Below are 14,708 nucleotides of genomic sequence, written 5' to 3'. Positions count from 1 at the left end.
TGGTAGCGCGGCGAGGCCGGCAGGGCGGGGTCTCAGGTGGCGGCGCGGCAGCAGGTGGCGCGGCTGAGCTGACACCAGGCCTGGGCCGGTAGCGCGGCGAGGATGGGTGGAGCCGCAGCGGGGCTAGCGCCGCTGGGCCACGCCTGATGGCCGCGATGCGGAAGGCGAGCCGTGCGATCGATGCGACCCCACCGCCACCGCACGTCCCTACCCCCAGCGCTGGCCCCATCTCAGATTGTCGGGGGCCTGGGGGCAGAGTCCCCAGGGAAAGCACGCAACAGCGACAGGCCGCCCGCAAAAAGACCCCGAACTACTCCTTCGCCAACTCATCCAAAACAGGCTGCAGGTCCGAAGCCAACACCGGCACCAAAAAGGCAGCAGCAACCCGATGCTCCTTGTCCACGACGAACGTGGACGGCACAGCATTAGCCGGAACACCCTTGAAAACGTTGATAAAACTACGAGCAGAAGCATCATAAATGGACGGATAGGTCAAAGACCGATCCTTCATGAAGTCACGAGGATGATCCTTCGACGTCTCCTTGACGTCGACCCCGATCACCTGGGTCCCACCCTCGAAGATCTTCTGCATCTCCGGCGCCTCAGTCCGGCAGGGCCCACACCAGGCCCCCCAAATGTTGATCACAACGGGCTTCCCCGCGTAATCGGACAGCCGAACGGTGGCACCCTCCTCCAGAAGGGACTCCCCCTCGAGCCCCTTCAACGCCTTCCGCTCCCCAGGCGCATACCGGATCTCGACCTTCCCGCCAGGAGCAACGAGATAAAAATCCCCGCCCCCGATCTGAGCAGCGTCCTTCCCGGTGGAACACCCGGCGACCAACAACAAAAGCACCAAAAGACGCTTCATGCCCCGGTCACCCGAGGATTGGTGGCCCCGACAGGCTCGGAATAGGAAATCCGAACCAACTGCTCACCCTCGAAGATCAACGAGGTCAAGGAAGCAAGCGAGCACTCCCGCCGACGCGGGTCGTGCCACATCCGCTTCCCCTCCAGGAACCGCCGCACAGTCCAAATCGGCAACTGGTGCGACACGCAAACCGCCTCGTGCCCCTCAGCCTCGGACCGAGCCTTCTGCACGGCCCCGAGCATCCGGTGAGCGATCTCGATGTACGGCTCACCCCAGGAGGGCCGGAACGGGTTGACCAGCTTCGGCCAGTGCTGTGGGGACCGGAGAGCACCGTCCCCCACAGCCACCTTCAACCCCTGGAACTGGTTGTCGGCCTCGATCAACCGCTCGTCGGTCGCCAGCTCCAGCCGATGCGAGTCGGCAATGGGCGCGGCGGTCTGCTGTGCACGGTCCAAAGGGGACGCCACGACGTGCACGATGTCGTGGTCTGCCAGGTGTTCGGCGACGGTCAGCGCCTGCTTCTGGCCGCGCTCGGAGAGCTTGAAGCCGGGCAGGCGGCCGTAGAGGATGCCGGTCGGGTTGTGCACCTCGCCGTGGCGGAGCAGGTGGACGACGGTGCGGGTCACTTGCGGGCCTCCTTGGCGGCACGGGCCGCGTGCGGCAGTGCGTCGGCGATCACGGCGAACTCCTCTTCACCCATGGCGGCGTTCACGAACCACGCTTCGAACGCCGACGGCGGGGCGTAGACGCCCCGTTCCAGCAGTGCGTGGAAGAACGGCGGGAAGCGCCACGTCTCGCACGCCTGGGCGCCCGCGTAGTCCTTCACCTCGGTAGAACCGAAGAACACGCTCACCAGGTTCCCGGCGAACTGCACGCGGTGCTCGACACCGGCGTCGGTCAGAGCCGAGGTGAACAGGGCGCCGAGCCGGGTCGCGTTGCGGTTCAGGGCCGCGTAGACCTCGTCGTCCGCAGCGCGCAACGTGGCGAGACCTGCGGCGACGGCCACGGGGTTACCCGACAGCGTGCCCGCCTGGTAGACCGGGCCGGAAGGCGCGAGACGGGCCATCACGTCCGCACGGCCACCGAAAGCGGCCGCGGGCAGACCACCCGACATGACCTTGCCGAACGTGTAGAGGTCGCCGCGCACGCGCTCCAGGCCGTACCAGCCGGCGCGCGAGACGCGGAAGCCGGTCATGACCTCGTCCATGATCAGCAGCGCGCCGTCGGCGTCGCACAGCGAGCGAAGCGACTCGTTGAAATCAGCAGTGGGCGAAACCGCGCCCATGTTGCCCGCCGCGGCCTCGGTGATGATGCAGGCGATCTCGCCCGGGTTCTCGGCGAACGCCGCGCGCACGGCCTCGACGTCGTTGTACGGCAGGACGATCGTGTCCTCGGCCTGCGCGCCCGTGACGCCGGGCGACGACGGCAGACCCAGGGTCGCGACGCCGGAGCCCGCCTGGGCGAGCAGCGCGTCGACGTGGCCGTGGTAGCAGCCGGCGAACTTGATGACCTTGCGGCGCTCGGTGAAGCCACGCGCGAGGCGGATCGCGCTCATCGTGGCCTCGGTACCCGAGTTGACCAGGCGGACCTGGCGGACCGGCTCGACGCGGTCGATGATCTCGGCCGCGAGCTCGATCTCACCCTCGGTCGGGGTGCCGAACGACAGACCGGACGCGGCCGCCTTCTGCACGGCCTCCACGACGGACGGGTGGGCGTGCCCGAGGATCATCGGGCCCCACGAGGCCACCAGGTCGACGTACCGGTTGCCGTCCGCGTCCCACAGGTGCGGGCCCTCGCCCCGCACCATGAAGCGCGGGGTGCCGCCGACGGAGTGGAACGCCCGCACCGGAGAGTTGACCCCGCCGGGGGTCAGCGTCGACGCGCGCTCGAACAGGGCCTGGGATCGACTCGCAGTCACGTACCCCAGTCTCACATGTCGGAGTCGGCGGCTTTCTGCGGCCGGGTGCGCACGGCCAGCATGATCTGCCGCACAGCGTCCAGGGCGAGCACCACGGCGAGCGTGGCGGCGCCGACCGCGCTGCCCAGCCAGTTGCCGTGGTAACGCGTGGAGATCAACGGCTCACGGCCCTCGAACGGGTACTCGAGCCGCACGACGCCGCGGTTCCAGCACCACACGGCGGCGACCACCAGCAGGACGATCGCGACGACCTCGGCCGCGGCGATGAGCCACCGCTTGGGCTGGTGCAGGCCGGGGGCGGCCGGGGGGACCTCTTCGGGCTCGTCCACCACGGTCTCCGGCTCGGTCACGGCCTCTGTCACGCCGCTCACCTTCTCACGACCCGCCGCAGCGCCGCGAGCAAGGCTTCCGGATCACGCGCCCAGCCGAGCACCACCGTGCCGTCGACCAGCCGCAGCGGCACCGCAGTCGTCCCCTTGGGCACCGACCAGCCGCCCCCGAGCACCTTGGCTCCGGTGGGCGCGCCGACGTCGGTGAACGCCTCGATCATCGCCACGGGCAGCTTCTCCCGCCCGAACCGGGCGTCCTCGGCCGTCAGTTCGACGCTGCCGGTCTTCACCCGCAGGTTCACCCACACCACCGCGCAGAGCGTCAGCACGAGGCCTACGATGGTCCACAGCGCCGCGGACGCGGGCCCGGTGACGAGCTCGACGAGGTACCCGAAGACGGCGAACGCGGGCCCCCACAGCAACGGCCACCAGCTGCTGCCGGACTCCCGGTAGAGCACTAGCGGACGTACCTGTTCGAGGCGGGCAGGAACTGCAGCACCACGGCCGCGACCGTCAGCCCGATCACGACGACGCAGATCGCCGCGCCCGGCTGCCACACCGGGAGCTGGAGCTCGAGCGTCAGCGTCACGATCATCGCCAGGACCCCGAGCGCCCCGAGGATGGTCAGCAGGATGCGCGCCCAGTTGTGGCCGTTGCGCAGCACGACCGCGAACGCGATGTACGGCGCGGCCGCCACGAGCATGCCGAAGCCCGCGAACACGGCGATGGTCCGCAGCCCGAGCTCACCGGCCCGTCTGCTCTCCTCCGTGATGGTGCGGTCCCCCGCGATCAGGTAGTCGGCGTTGACCAGCAACAGCACGGGGACCACGGCGACGGACAGCACCGCTCCCGCGATCCAGATCCACAGGGCGGCCGTGATCGTCGGCGGTCGCGGCGGCGCCATCTCCTGCGGCAGCACGGGCGCGAGCGGCGTCATCCCGAAGCCGCCCTGGCCGACGTGGTTCACCTGGTACTGGCCGCCGGGATAGCCGCCGGCGGGGTTCTGCCACTGCACGTCGCCGGCGGGGTTCTGCCACGGGTCCTGCGGATGGGTCACGGCTCACGCACCTCCGCGAGCCACTGTGCCGTACTCGCCTGCCAAGTGAAGACGATTGCGGCGCAGATGAGCAGCAACGTGACCAAGTTCGACGCGCTGATGCCGACGAACAGGATCCACACCATGTGCGCGATCGCGACGAACGACAGCGTGATCCGCGCCCAGTTCTTCCGCTTCAGGAACAGCCGCGTCAGCACCGCGTAGGCCACCACGAACACCAGCGCGACCCCGGTCAGCGTGGCGAGGAAGCTCGTGACCTGCCCGGACGTCCAGTCCGTCAGCCGCTGCACCTCACCGCGCTGGAACCAGAGCCCGACCGTGGTGAACAGCACGAACACGGCGGTCGCGAGCCACAACCCGACCGCGATGCGCACGGCCCGGGGCCTGTCCTGCTCCTTCACGCCAGCTGCTCGCGCTCGGTCAGGTAGTCGGTCGACTGCCGGAAGTAGAACAGCACCAGGCCCGACATGGCGATCAACGCCGGGGTGAGCGCCCAGCCGTTGCCGAGCATCTGGAAGAAGAGGTTGAGCAGCACCGTGATCATGAGGCCGGTGCGGCTCTTCTTCAGGCCCGCCTTCACCTTGCCGGCGAACCACACGGCGAGGCCGGCGAGCAGGACCGAGATCGCCAGCACGACGACCAGCGTCACCGTCACCGACGACTCGATCATCTCCTGGGTCAGTGCCGGATCGTTCGTGCTGCTCCGCACGGCGTCGATCAGGTCCTGCCTGAGGGAGAACTGGTACACCGCAGCGAGCACCCAGAGGGCGGCACCCGCCACGACCAGCCAGTAGCCCGCGACGATCGTGCGCGGGATGCCCGATTCCTTCGGAGACGTCACGCTCGCGAACCTATGTGCGCAGGAAGTCGGTGTCCACCGCGACCCGCTTCTTCGCGAAGTGCCCGGACGCCCGGTACATCAGCACGATCGCGGACGCGTCCAGCACCGTCGTGACGACCGTGACGCCCAGGTCGACCGGCCGCATCTCCACGCCGAGCGACGCCGCCACCCCACTGGCCCAGGCGGTGAGCCGGAACAGTCCGAACGCGACGGACGCACCACCCAGCACCGTCAGCACGATCCGCGCCCAGTTGCGGCCGCGCGCCATCGCGTTCGCCAGCCGCGTGTACGCGACCAGCACGGCGAGGGCGATCACGAGTCCGAAGAGGACACCGCCGTTCACGCCCGCGTCGATCTGGTCCTGGCTCAGCCCGGGGTTCTGCCTCCGGGCCTCGGCCACGAGCATCTCGCGGTCGAAGAGCTCCGCGACGAACCGCAGCATGCCGACGCACGCGCTGGCGATCCACAACCAGCGCGCGACGTCGACCGGCTTCGGAGGACCCTCTACCTGTCGAGCCACCGGGCGGCTTCCACTGCCCAGTAGGTGAGCACGATGTCCGCGCCGGCCCGGCGGATGGACGTGAGCGACTCGAGGATCGAGCGCTCGCGGTCGATCCAGCCGTTGCGCGCGGCGGCCTCGATCATCGCGTACTCACCCGAGATCTGGTACGCCGCAACGGGAACGTCCGAGACCTCGGCGACCGCGCGGAGCACGTCCAGGTACAGCAGGGCGGGCTTGACCATGACCATGTCCGCGCCCTCGGCGAGGTCCAGCTGCACCTCGCGCATCGCCTCGCGGGCGTTGGCCGGGTCCTGCTGGTAGGTCTTGCGGTCACCCGCGAGCTGCGACTCGACCGCGTCGCGGAACGGGCCGTAGAACGCCGAGGCGTACTTCACGGCGTACGCGAGGATGCCGGTGTCGGTGAAGCCGGCGGCGTCCAAGGCGTTGCGGATGAACGCGATCTGGCCGTCCATCATGCCGCTGGGGCCGACGACGTGGGCACCGGCGCGCGCCTGCGCCACGGCCAGTTCGCCGTAGGCCTGCAGGGTCGCGTCGTTGTCCACGGTGCCGTCGGCGGCGAGCACGCCGCAGTGGCCGTGGTCGGTGAACTCGTCGAGGCAGCAGTCCGACATGACGACGGTGCTGTCACCCAGCTCCGCGCGCAGGTCGTTCAGCGCGACGTTGAGCACGCCGTCCGGGTCGGTGCCCGCGGACCCGACGGCGTCGCGCTCGGCCGGGACGCCGAACAGCATGATGCCGCCGACCCCTGCCTGCACGGCCTCGACCGCGGCTTTGCGCAACGAATCACGCGTGTGCTGGAGGACGCCGGGCATGCTGCTGATCTCGGTCGGCTCGGTGAGGCCTTCCTTGACGAACATGGGCAGCACGAGCTGGCGGGGGCGCACCTCGGTCTCGGAGACCAGGCGGCGCATGGCGGGCGTCGTGCGCAGACGCCGCGGCCGGTGCAGTGGGTACATCTGGAGACTCCCTGACGGAAGAGAGTCGAAGGGGCCACCCAAAGAGTTCTTGAGTGGCCCCGACGGCTTCAGCGTGTTCTAGCTCCTGCGCAGACGCTTGGTCTTGCGCGGAGGAGGCAGCGCTCCCTCGGCGCGCAACCGGGCGGCGTGGGCGGCCAGCGCGTCGACCAGCGCGGGCACGTTCGCCTCCTCGGGCTGCACGTCGACCCGGAGGCCGAACTCCCGCGCCGTCTCGGCGGTCTGCGGGCCGATGCACGCGACGAGCGTGCGGGCGTGCGGCTTGCCCGCGATGCCGACCAGGTTCCGGACCGTGGACGACGAGGTGAAGCACACCGCGTCGAAGCCGCCGGACTTGATCATCTCGCGGGTGTCGGCGGGCGGCGGGGCCGCACGCACGGTGCGGTACGCCGTCACGTCGTCGATCTCCCAGCCACGCTCGCGCAGGCCCGCGGCCAGCGTCTCGGTGGCGATGTCGGCCCGCGGCAGCAGCACGCGGTCGACCGGGTCGAGGATGTCGTCGTAGGGCGGGAAGTCGTTGAGGAGACCCTCGGACGACTGCTCACCGGACGGCACGAGCTCGGGGATGATGCCGAACGAGCGCACCTTCGCGGCCGTGGCCTCGCCGACGCAGGCGATCTTCACGCCGGAGAACGCGCGGGCGTCCAGGCCGAACTCGCGGAACTTCTCCCACACCGCGCGGACGGCGTTGGTCGAGGTGAAGACGACCCACTGGTAGCGGCCGTCGACGAGACCCTTGACCGAGCGCTCCATCTGCGCGGGGCTGCGGGGCGGCTCGACCGAGATCGTCGGCACCTCGACGGCGATCGCGCCGTGCGAGTGCAGGCGCTCGGACATCGCGCCGGCCTGCTCCTTGGTCCGCGGGACCAGCACGCGCCAGCCGTACAGCGCCCGCGACTCCCACCAGGAGAGCTTCGAACGCGCGGCGGCGGCGGCACCGACGGTGACGACCAGCGGGCCGCCCATCTCACCGGCGTCGGCCGCGACGGCGGCCAGCGTGGTGTCGACGGTGCGCTGCTGGAAGCCCGTGCCCTCGGCGGTCACGGCGACCGGCGTCTGGGGCGCGAGGCCGTTCTCGACCAGGTTCGACGCGGCCTCGGCCAGGTGCGAACCCGTCGCGTGCAGCACGAGCGTGCCGGGCGAGGCCGCGAGGCCAGCCCAGTCCGTCACCGCGCGGACGTCGACCTCGGTGTGCACACCGCCGAGCGCGACACCCGCGTAGGCGGGGACCGCGGTGCCGGAGGGCACGCCGGGGACGACGTCGAACGGGATCGTCGACTTCGCGACGGCCTGCGCCTCCTTCACGACCGCGTCGAGCGTCAGCGGGTCACCCGCGACGAGGCGGACGACGGTCGAACCGTTCTTCGCCTCGTTCACCAGGTCCTTGGCCACGTCGGCGGCCTCGCCGACAGCGGGGCGGACCTCGACTCCCTCGGCCACGGTCGCGAGGACGTCCGCGGGGACGTCCGGGTCGGTGACCACGAGTTCAGCCCTGGTGAGCAAGTCGTGGGCCCGGACCGTGAGCAGCCCGGTGTCGCCTGGGCCGGAGCCCACGAAGGCGATGCGTCCGGGGGTCTTGCGTGCGCGGGTCATCAGGGCACTCCCCATCGATTACGCCTCTGGACCGCTGAGAACCGCGGCCCCGAGGTCGAGCAACTCGGCGGCCAGCGCCCGGCCAAGCTCCTCAGCTTCGGTCAAGTCACCGGTGGCGGACGCGCGGAGGAGATCGTTCTCCGGCGTCGCTGCGACCCCGCGCAGGGAAAGTCGGTACACGACCTTGCCCTCGTCGTCGAGGTCTTCCACCACATCGGCCAGCGCGCCGACCGGCGCGCTGCAGCCCGCCTCGAGCGCGGCCAGCATGGCGCGCTCGGCGGTCACAGCGGCCCGGCTGGCCGAATCGTCCAGAGTGGACTGGATCAGGTGCTCGGCATCGACGTCGTCGATCCGGCACTCGACTGCCAACGCACCCTGCGCGGGTGCGGGAAGCATCTGGATGGGCTCCAGCGTCTCGGTGATCTCCGCGACGCGACCCAGGCGCGCGATGCCGGCACGGGCCAGCACCACGGCGTCGAGCTCACCGCTGCGGACCTTGCCGATCCGCGTGTCCACGTTGCCGCGCAACGGAACGATGTTCAGCCCGAGGCCCAGGGCCTCCAGCTGCGCGGCACGGCGCGGGGACCCGGTGCCCACGGTGGACCCCGGCAGCAGCTCGCCGAGCGTGAGGCCGTCGCGCGCCACCAGGGCGTCGCGCGGGTCCTCGCGCTGGGGCACCGCCGCGAGCACCAGACGGGGGTCCGGCGCGGTCGGGAGGTCCTTGTAGGAGTGGACGGCGATGTCGATCTCCCCGGCCGCCAGCGCGTCGCGCAGGGCCGACGTGAAGACACCGATGCCGATCTGCGCGATCGGCGCGTCGGAGAGGTCGCCCGGCGTCTTGATGACGACGATCTCGACCTGGGCTCCGGCAGCCCTGAGCGCCTCGGCGACGGTCCCCGTCTGCGCGAGCGCTAGTGCGCTGCCTCGGGTACCCATCCGTAGGGTGCGGGTCACCGCGTTTCACCATCCACTGAAGACTTGGTCTGACTGACTGCCCCAGGCGTCTGGGGGTCGAGCCCGAACAGCTCGCGGAGAGCCTCCGCGTAGCCGGTACCACCAGGGGCGGAGGCGAGCTCCTTCACCCTGACGGTCGGCGTGTGCAGGAGCTTGTCTACAACGCGGCGCACCGTCTTGGCCAATTCACCGCGTGTCGCGGCGTCCAGTTCGGGAAGTCGCGAATCAAGACGGAGCAGTTCGGCGTCGACCACCTCGGCCGCGCGCTTGCGCAGGGCCGTGACGGTCGGCGTGACCTCGGCGGACCGCTGGCCCGCGAGGTAGGCCTTCACCTCGTCGGCCACCAGCGTGGCCGCGAGGCGGGCGTCCTGGCCGGCGGGCGCGTCGGAGAGACGGCGCTGCAGCGTTTCCAGGTCCACCACACGAACGTTCGGCAGTTCGGCCGCCGCGGGGTCGACGTCCTTGGGCAGGCCCAGGTCGCACATCACCAGCGGCCGCGAACGCTTGCTGATCATGTCCGCGCGCACGGTCAGGCCGATCGACCCGGTGCAGGCGAAGACGATGTCCGCGAGGTCGATCTCGACGGCCAGCGCGCCCAGGTCGACGGCCGTCGCGGGGACGCCCTCGGCCTTCAGCGACGTGGCGAGACGCACACCGTTGGCCTGCGTCCGGTTCGCGATGACGACCTCGCCGATGCCCGCGCGGCGCAGGTGGGCGGCGGCCAGGCCGCCCATGGCGCCGGCGCCGACGAGCAGCGCGCGCTTGCCGACGAGGGTGCCCAGCTCGGCCTCCGCGTCGCCGAGGGCCTCGGACACGACCGACGCGCCCGCGTGGTCGATGCCCGTCTCGGCGTGCACGCGCTTGCCGACGCGCAGCGCGTTCTGGGTGAGCTCGTGGACGGTCTTGCCGACGGTGCCCGCCTCGTCCGCCGCCGCGTACGCGCCGCGCAGCTGGCCGAGGATCTGGGACTCGCCGACGACCATCGAGTCGAGGCCGGCCGCGACGGAGAACAGGTGCTCGACGGCAGCGGCGGCGTAGTGCACGTAGAAGTGCTCGTAGAGGGCTTGGGGCTCGATCTGCGCGTGCTGCGCGAGAACCTCGACGACCTCGGACATGCCGCCGTGGAACGACTCGACGACGGCGTAGACCTCGACCCTGTTGCAGGTCGACAGGACCATCGCCTCGGAGACGCTGGGCGCGGCGAGCAGCTGGCCGAGTACCTTCGGGAGGTTCGGCTCGGCCACCGTGACGCGTTCGAGGACCGGGACCGGGGCGGTGCGGTGCGAAAGACCGACTACGAGCACGCTCATGCACTCACCACGTCTGCCGGAGCCGCCTGGCTCACGCTCACGGGCGAATCACCATCCCGTCCACACCGAGTCCGTTGTTGCCGACCGAGACGCTGGCAGCCTCGTCCGCACGTCGAGCGACGTGGAACGACAGGATCTGCATCTCGACCGCCAAGTCAACCTTGCGCACCTCGACGTTGTCTGGAACCTGAAGGACAACCGGTGCGAAATTAAGAATGCACTGGACGCCCGCAGATACCAAACGGTCGCAAACCGACTGAGCGGCCGGTGGCGGCGTCGCGATGACGCCGATCGACACCTCGCGCTCGAGGCAGATCGCGGTGATCTCGTCGATGTGGTTGACGGGGATGCCCCCAACAGGGATTCCGATGAGATCGGCGTCCACGTCGAAGAGGGCGGTGACCGGGAAACCGCGGCCGGGGAAGCCGCCGTAGTTCGCGAGAGCGTGACCAAGGTTACCGATGCCGACGACGGCCACCGAGTGGTTGCGCGTGAGGCCCAGGATGCGCTCTATGTGGCTCACGAGGACCTCGACGTCGTACCCGACGCCCCTCGTGCCGTAGCTGCCGATGTAGCTCAGGTCCTTGCGGAGCTTCGCCGCGTTGACGCCGGCCGCCTGGCTCAGTTCCTCGCTGGAGACCGCCGTGACGCCCTGGTCGGCCATGCCGGACAGGACGCGGAGGTAGACGGCGAGCCGGGCCACGGCCGCCTCGGGGATCGCACGGGCGCGCTCCCTGTCGGCAGGCTCCGCAGGGGTGGTGGTCGTCTCACCTTCGCCCCGCTGTGCTGCCACGCTCTCCGACCTCCGGGTGTGCTTCACCGCAGGGAGTCCGCGGCGTTGGTGATACCCACACCGTACCGCTTGTGAACGCATGCACAAAGTCGGTGATCGGGTGTCACAGCCCCGGTGACAGGGCGTGACCAGCGCTTCCTCGGTTCATGATCACTACGGGGTGAGCGCCTACTCGACGGTGAAGGTGACCGAATGCCATCCCGTCGCACCGTCGGGAACCGGGTCCAGGCGTGCCTGGTCCTGCGTCTGGCCGGACTTGTCGGTGGCCCTGCACTCGACCGTGTGACTGCCCCGGGACAGCTCGAGCTCCAGCCGCCACATGCGCCAGGTGGTGTCGCTGACGTCGGCCCCGAGCTGGGCCTCCTGCCACGGGCCGCCGTCGACGCGGACCTCGACCTTGGCCACGCCCTTGGGCTGCGCCCACGCCGTTCCGGCGATGACCGACTTCCCCGGCACCTTCTGCATGCGCTTCGGGCGGTCGATGCGCGAGGACGCCTTGATCGGCGCCCGCGTCGCCCAGCCGCGCGGGATCCAGTAGCCCTGGTCCTTCGCGAACGTGGTGACGTTGAGGTCGGTGACCCACTTGGTCGCGGACACGTAGCCGTAGAGGCCGGGCACCACGAGCCGCGCCGGGAACCCGTGCTCGGCGGGCAGCGGCTCGCCGTTCATGCCGATGGCGATCAGGCCGTTCTCGAGGACGTGGTCGAGCGGGCTGCCGGCCGTGAAGCCGTCGTCGCTGGTGCTGAACAGCTGGTCGGCGCCCTGCTTGACGCCGGCCTCCCGCAGCACGTCGCCGATCCGGATGCCGACGAAGTTGCCGGTGGAGATGTACGGCCCGCCGACCTCGTTGGAGACGCACGTCAGCGTGACGGTCTCCTCGACCAGGTCCCTCCGGCGGATCTCGTCGAAGGTGAGCACCATCGGTCGCTCGACCATGCCGTGCACGCGCAGCGCCCACTCCTCGGCCCGGATGCGCGGCACGCTCAGCGCCGTGTCGATCCGGTAGAAGTCCTTGCCGCTGGTGATGAAGCTCGGGGTGCCGTCCTGCACGAAGTCGGCGCCGAGCGGGATCTCCGGCGCCTTGGTCTTGGGCGTGAGGTCGCCGACGGCCTGCCTGCTGCCCTCGACGTCCGTCCGCGCGCCGAAGACCTGCCCCACGACACCTGCCGTGACGGCCAGGCCGGCGGTGATCAGGAACCCGCGCCTGCTCTCGCTGTCCTGGGCTTCTTTGTGCAGGTAGCGGAACACGTAGGCGCCCGCGGCGGTGCTGGCCACGGGGGCGAGCAGGGCGAGCTGACCGACGTCGGGCCTGGTCACGACGGCGATGACGCCCACGAACCCGAGCAGCACGACGACCAGCGTGCCCGGCCCCGGGTTGTTCCGGCTGGCCAGGCCCGCGCCCACGGCGATGCCCGCGAGGACGACCGCCATGCCGAGGAGCAGCACGAGCTTGTCGGCGGTGCCGAACGTCTCGACGGCGAAGTCCTTCAGCCAGGACGGGGTGATGTCGATGAACGCGTTGCCCACGGCCAGGTACGGGGAGGCGCTCAGGCCGACGAAGGCCGCCACCAGGTGCCCGGCCGCGAGGGCTGCGACTAGGGCGAGCAGTCCGGTGAGGGCGGCCTTGGCGGGCTTCATGGCTCTAATTCGACACCAGTGGGGCGGTGGTTCGCCGAAGTCGTAAGGGGCCGGTAATCAACTTTCAGGCGAGGGCCGCCCGCAGGCGGTCCTCCTCCACCTTCCAGTACCCGTGCTCGGCCCCGTCCACCAGGAACACGGGCACCCGGTCGCCGTACTCGGCCCGCAGCTCCGGGTCGCTGTCGACGTCCTCGACGGACCAGGTGGCACCCACCTCCGCGCAGATCCGCTCGATCTCGACGGCGGCTTCCTCGCAGGCGTGGCACGACACCCGGCTCATCAACGTCACGTGGTGGGACATGCCCTCATGCTCCCAGGGGCTTGCGCAGCACCGCGCGCGCCAGCTTGCCGGTCGGCGAGTGCGGCAGGGCCGGGGCGAACTCCACCGAGGTCGGCACCTTGAACTTGGCCAGGCGGGCGGTGCAGTGGGCGACGACCTCGTCGCCGGTCAGCTCCTGGCCGTCGCGCAGGACGATCACGACCTTCACCGACTCGCCGGTCCTCTCGTCGGGCACGCCGACGGCCGCGGCCTCCAGCACCCCGTCCAGTTCACCGACGACCTGCTCGACCTCGTGCGGGTAGACGTTGAAGCCGTTGACGATGATCAGGTCGCCCGCGCGGTCGACCAGGTGCAGGTCGCCGTCGGCGTCGATGAAGCCGACGTCGCCCGTGCGGAACCAGCCGGAGGCGTCCGGGCCGTGGGCGCCGTCGGGCCAGTAGCCGCTGAACAGGTTCGCGCCGCGCGCGGACACCAGGCCGGTGCCGGGCTCGTCCTCGTCGATGTCGAGCACGGAGCCGTCGGTGTCGACCAGGCGGATCTCGACGCCCGGCAGCGCCTGGCCCACCGAGCCCGGCTTCGGGGTGCCGCCGACCAGCGTGGACGTCAGCACGGGGCCCGTCTCGGTGAGGCCGTAGCCCTCGTAGACCGGGATGCCGATCGCGCCCTTCATCTCCGCGATGACGCCCGCGGGCAACGGCGCCGCGCCCGAGGTGAGCAGGCGGACCGTGGCGAGCTTCTCGCGCAGCACCTCGACGGGGTGGGCGAGCAGCGCCCGGTACATGGGCGGCACGCCGACCATCGTGGTGACGCGGTGCTGCTCGATGACGTCCAGGGCGTGCGACGGGTCGAAGCGCTCGAGCAGGACCGCCGTGGCGCCCGCGCCCGCGACCTGCAGCAGGCCGGGGCCGAGGCCGTAGACGTGGAACAGCGGCAGCGCGAGCAGCACCCTGTCGCCCGCCGTCACGGGGGCGGGGCGCAGCGAGGCGCACTGGGTGACGTTCGCGATCAGCGCGCGGTGGGACAGCATCGCGCCGCGCGGCACGCCGGACGTGCCCGAGGTGTAGCCGAGGACGGCCAGGTCCTCGCCCCCGCGGACGGCCTCGAACGGCTCGGCGGTGGCCTCGACGTCGGGGACGTCGACCACCGTGGCGTCGGAACCCTCGCCATCGCCCACGAGCAGCGCGGCGCCGGAGTCGGCGAGGATGCGCTGGAGCTCACGCGGCGGGATGCCGGGGCCGGTGGGGACGACGACGCCACCCGCGCGGAGAATCCCGAACACGGCGACCACGAACTCGGGGCTCGTGGGCAGCCGTACCGCCACCCGGTCGCCCGATTCGAGTCCTGAATCGGCCAAATGGCGGGCGAAAGCATCGACCGCGCCGTCGATGGTCTCCCACGTGAGGCTCTTTCCGCTCGCCACGTCGACCAAGGCGGCGTGGCCCGGTCCCCGCTGTGCCGAGGCGCGGACCAGATCTGAGACATTGCGAGCGGAAGTCAACATGGCCTCCTCATGAACAACTGGACGCTTCGAGCAGTCTTCCACGCGTGACGAGCGTCATGAAGCCGCGGTTCACACGTCTCCACACAGCAAGCCCGTCCGCTACCTACTACGGAGTAACAACACGTATGC

The 14,708-nt window shown here is 70.4% G+C and carries 17 protein-coding genes; all 17 read right to left on the bottom strand.

Annotated elements, in window-relative coordinates; all coding sequences use genetic code 11:
- Positions 1-310 precede the first annotated feature (310 nt).
- The 17 genes from ND450_RS34960 to ND450_RS34880 all read right to left on the bottom strand — a co-directional run bounded on the left by ND450_RS34960 (position 311) and on the right by ND450_RS34880 (position 14,579).
- Positions 311-868: a TlpA disulfide reductase family protein gene (locus ND450_RS34960; RefSeq protein ID WP_253322539.1), complete on the bottom strand. Its 558-nt coding sequence runs from the start codon at positions 866-868 to the stop codon at positions 311-313.
- A complete protein-coding gene (locus ND450_RS34955) occupies positions 865-1,494 on the bottom strand; it encodes a histidine phosphatase family protein (protein ID WP_089919035.1) in 630 nt (209 codons plus the stop codon). The genes ND450_RS34960 and ND450_RS34955 overlap by 4 nt, the downstream gene beginning before the upstream one ends.
- Positions 1,491-2,786, bottom strand: a complete 1,296-nt coding sequence (hemL, locus tag ND450_RS34950; RefSeq protein ID WP_253322538.1) for a glutamate-1-semialdehyde 2,1-aminomutase — start codon at positions 2,784-2,786, stop codon at positions 1,491-1,493. The genes ND450_RS34955 and hemL overlap by 4 nt, the downstream gene beginning before the upstream one ends.
- Positions 2,787-2,797: 11 nt before the next feature.
- Positions 2,798-3,148, bottom strand: a complete 351-nt coding sequence (locus ND450_RS34945) for a hypothetical protein (protein ID WP_253322537.1) — start codon at positions 3,146-3,148, stop codon at positions 2,798-2,800.
- A 5-nt stretch (positions 3,149-3,153) separates the two neighbouring features.
- Positions 3,154-3,573, bottom strand: coding sequence for a DUF3093 family protein (locus tag ND450_RS34940; protein ID WP_253322536.1), 420 nt, complete (start codon positions 3,571-3,573; stop codon positions 3,154-3,156).
- Complete coding sequence (locus tag ND450_RS34935; RefSeq protein ID WP_253322535.1) at positions 3,573-4,172, bottom strand: hypothetical protein; 600 nt, start codon at positions 4,170-4,172, stop codon at positions 3,573-3,575. The genes ND450_RS34940 and ND450_RS34935 overlap by 1 nt, the downstream gene beginning before the upstream one ends.
- Positions 4,169-4,573 (bottom strand): hypothetical protein, encoded by a 405-nt coding sequence (locus ND450_RS34930; protein ID WP_089919025.1) that lies wholly within the window; start codon positions 4,571-4,573, stop codon positions 4,169-4,171. Before ND450_RS34930 ends, ND450_RS34935 begins: the two co-directional genes overlap by 4 nt.
- Entirely contained in the window at positions 4,570-5,013 is a 444-nt protein-coding gene (locus tag ND450_RS34925; RefSeq protein WP_253322534.1) for a hypothetical protein, read from the bottom strand. Before ND450_RS34925 ends, ND450_RS34930 begins: the two co-directional genes overlap by 4 nt.
- A 10-nt stretch (positions 5,014-5,023) precedes the next feature.
- The gene (locus tag ND450_RS34920) at positions 5,024-5,533 is read right to left on the bottom strand and encodes a hypothetical protein (protein ID WP_253322533.1); all 510 of its coding nucleotides are present in this window, start codon (positions 5,531-5,533) and stop codon (positions 5,024-5,026) included.
- Complete coding sequence (gene hemB / locus ND450_RS34915) at positions 5,518-6,492, bottom strand: porphobilinogen synthase (protein ID WP_253322532.1); 975 nt, start codon at positions 6,490-6,492, stop codon at positions 5,518-5,520. Before hemB ends, ND450_RS34920 begins: the two co-directional genes overlap by 16 nt.
- Positions 6,493-6,570: 78 nt before the next feature.
- Positions 6,571-8,103 carry a bifunctional uroporphyrinogen-III C-methyltransferase/uroporphyrinogen-III synthase gene (locus ND450_RS34910; RefSeq protein ID WP_089919018.1) on the bottom strand — a complete coding sequence of 511 codons (1,533 nt, stop codon included), beginning with the start codon at positions 8,101-8,103 and terminating at the stop codon, positions 6,571-6,573.
- A gap of 18 nt (positions 8,104-8,121) precedes the next feature.
- Complete coding sequence (gene hemC / locus ND450_RS34905) at positions 8,122-9,057, bottom strand: hydroxymethylbilane synthase (protein WP_253322531.1); 936 nt, start codon at positions 9,055-9,057, stop codon at positions 8,122-8,124.
- Positions 9,054-10,367 carry a glutamyl-tRNA reductase gene (locus ND450_RS34900; RefSeq protein WP_253322530.1) on the bottom strand — a complete coding sequence of 438 codons (1,314 nt, stop codon included), beginning with the start codon at positions 10,365-10,367 and terminating at the stop codon, positions 9,054-9,056. Before ND450_RS34900 ends, hemC begins: the two co-directional genes overlap by 4 nt.
- 37 nt (positions 10,368-10,404) lie before the next feature.
- The gene (locus ND450_RS34895) at positions 10,405-11,160 is read right to left on the bottom strand and encodes a redox-sensing transcriptional repressor Rex (protein WP_245786294.1); all 756 of its coding nucleotides are present in this window, start codon (positions 11,158-11,160) and stop codon (positions 10,405-10,407) included.
- A 168-nt stretch (positions 11,161-11,328) separates the two neighbouring features.
- Positions 11,329-12,798 (bottom strand): molybdopterin-dependent oxidoreductase, encoded by a 1,470-nt coding sequence (locus ND450_RS34890; RefSeq protein ID WP_253322529.1) that lies wholly within the window; start codon positions 12,796-12,798, stop codon positions 11,329-11,331.
- Between the two features lie 64 nt (positions 12,799-12,862).
- Positions 12,863-13,099, bottom strand: coding sequence for a glutaredoxin family protein (locus tag ND450_RS34885; protein WP_253322528.1), 237 nt, complete (start codon positions 13,097-13,099; stop codon positions 12,863-12,865).
- A 4-nt stretch (positions 13,100-13,103) separates the two neighbouring features.
- A complete protein-coding gene (locus tag ND450_RS34880; protein ID WP_253322527.1) occupies positions 13,104-14,579 on the bottom strand; it encodes an AMP-binding protein in 1,476 nt (491 codons plus the stop codon).
- Positions 14,580-14,708 lie beyond the last annotated feature (129 nt).

Origin of the sequence: Lentzea sp. HUAS12 (genome assembly GCF_024125735.1) — a bacterium.
In the GTDB taxonomy this organism is placed as follows: domain Bacteria; phylum Actinomycetota; class Actinomycetes; order Mycobacteriales; family Pseudonocardiaceae; genus Lentzea; species Lentzea albida.
This window is presented reverse-complemented; position numbering and strand designations above follow the sequence as displayed.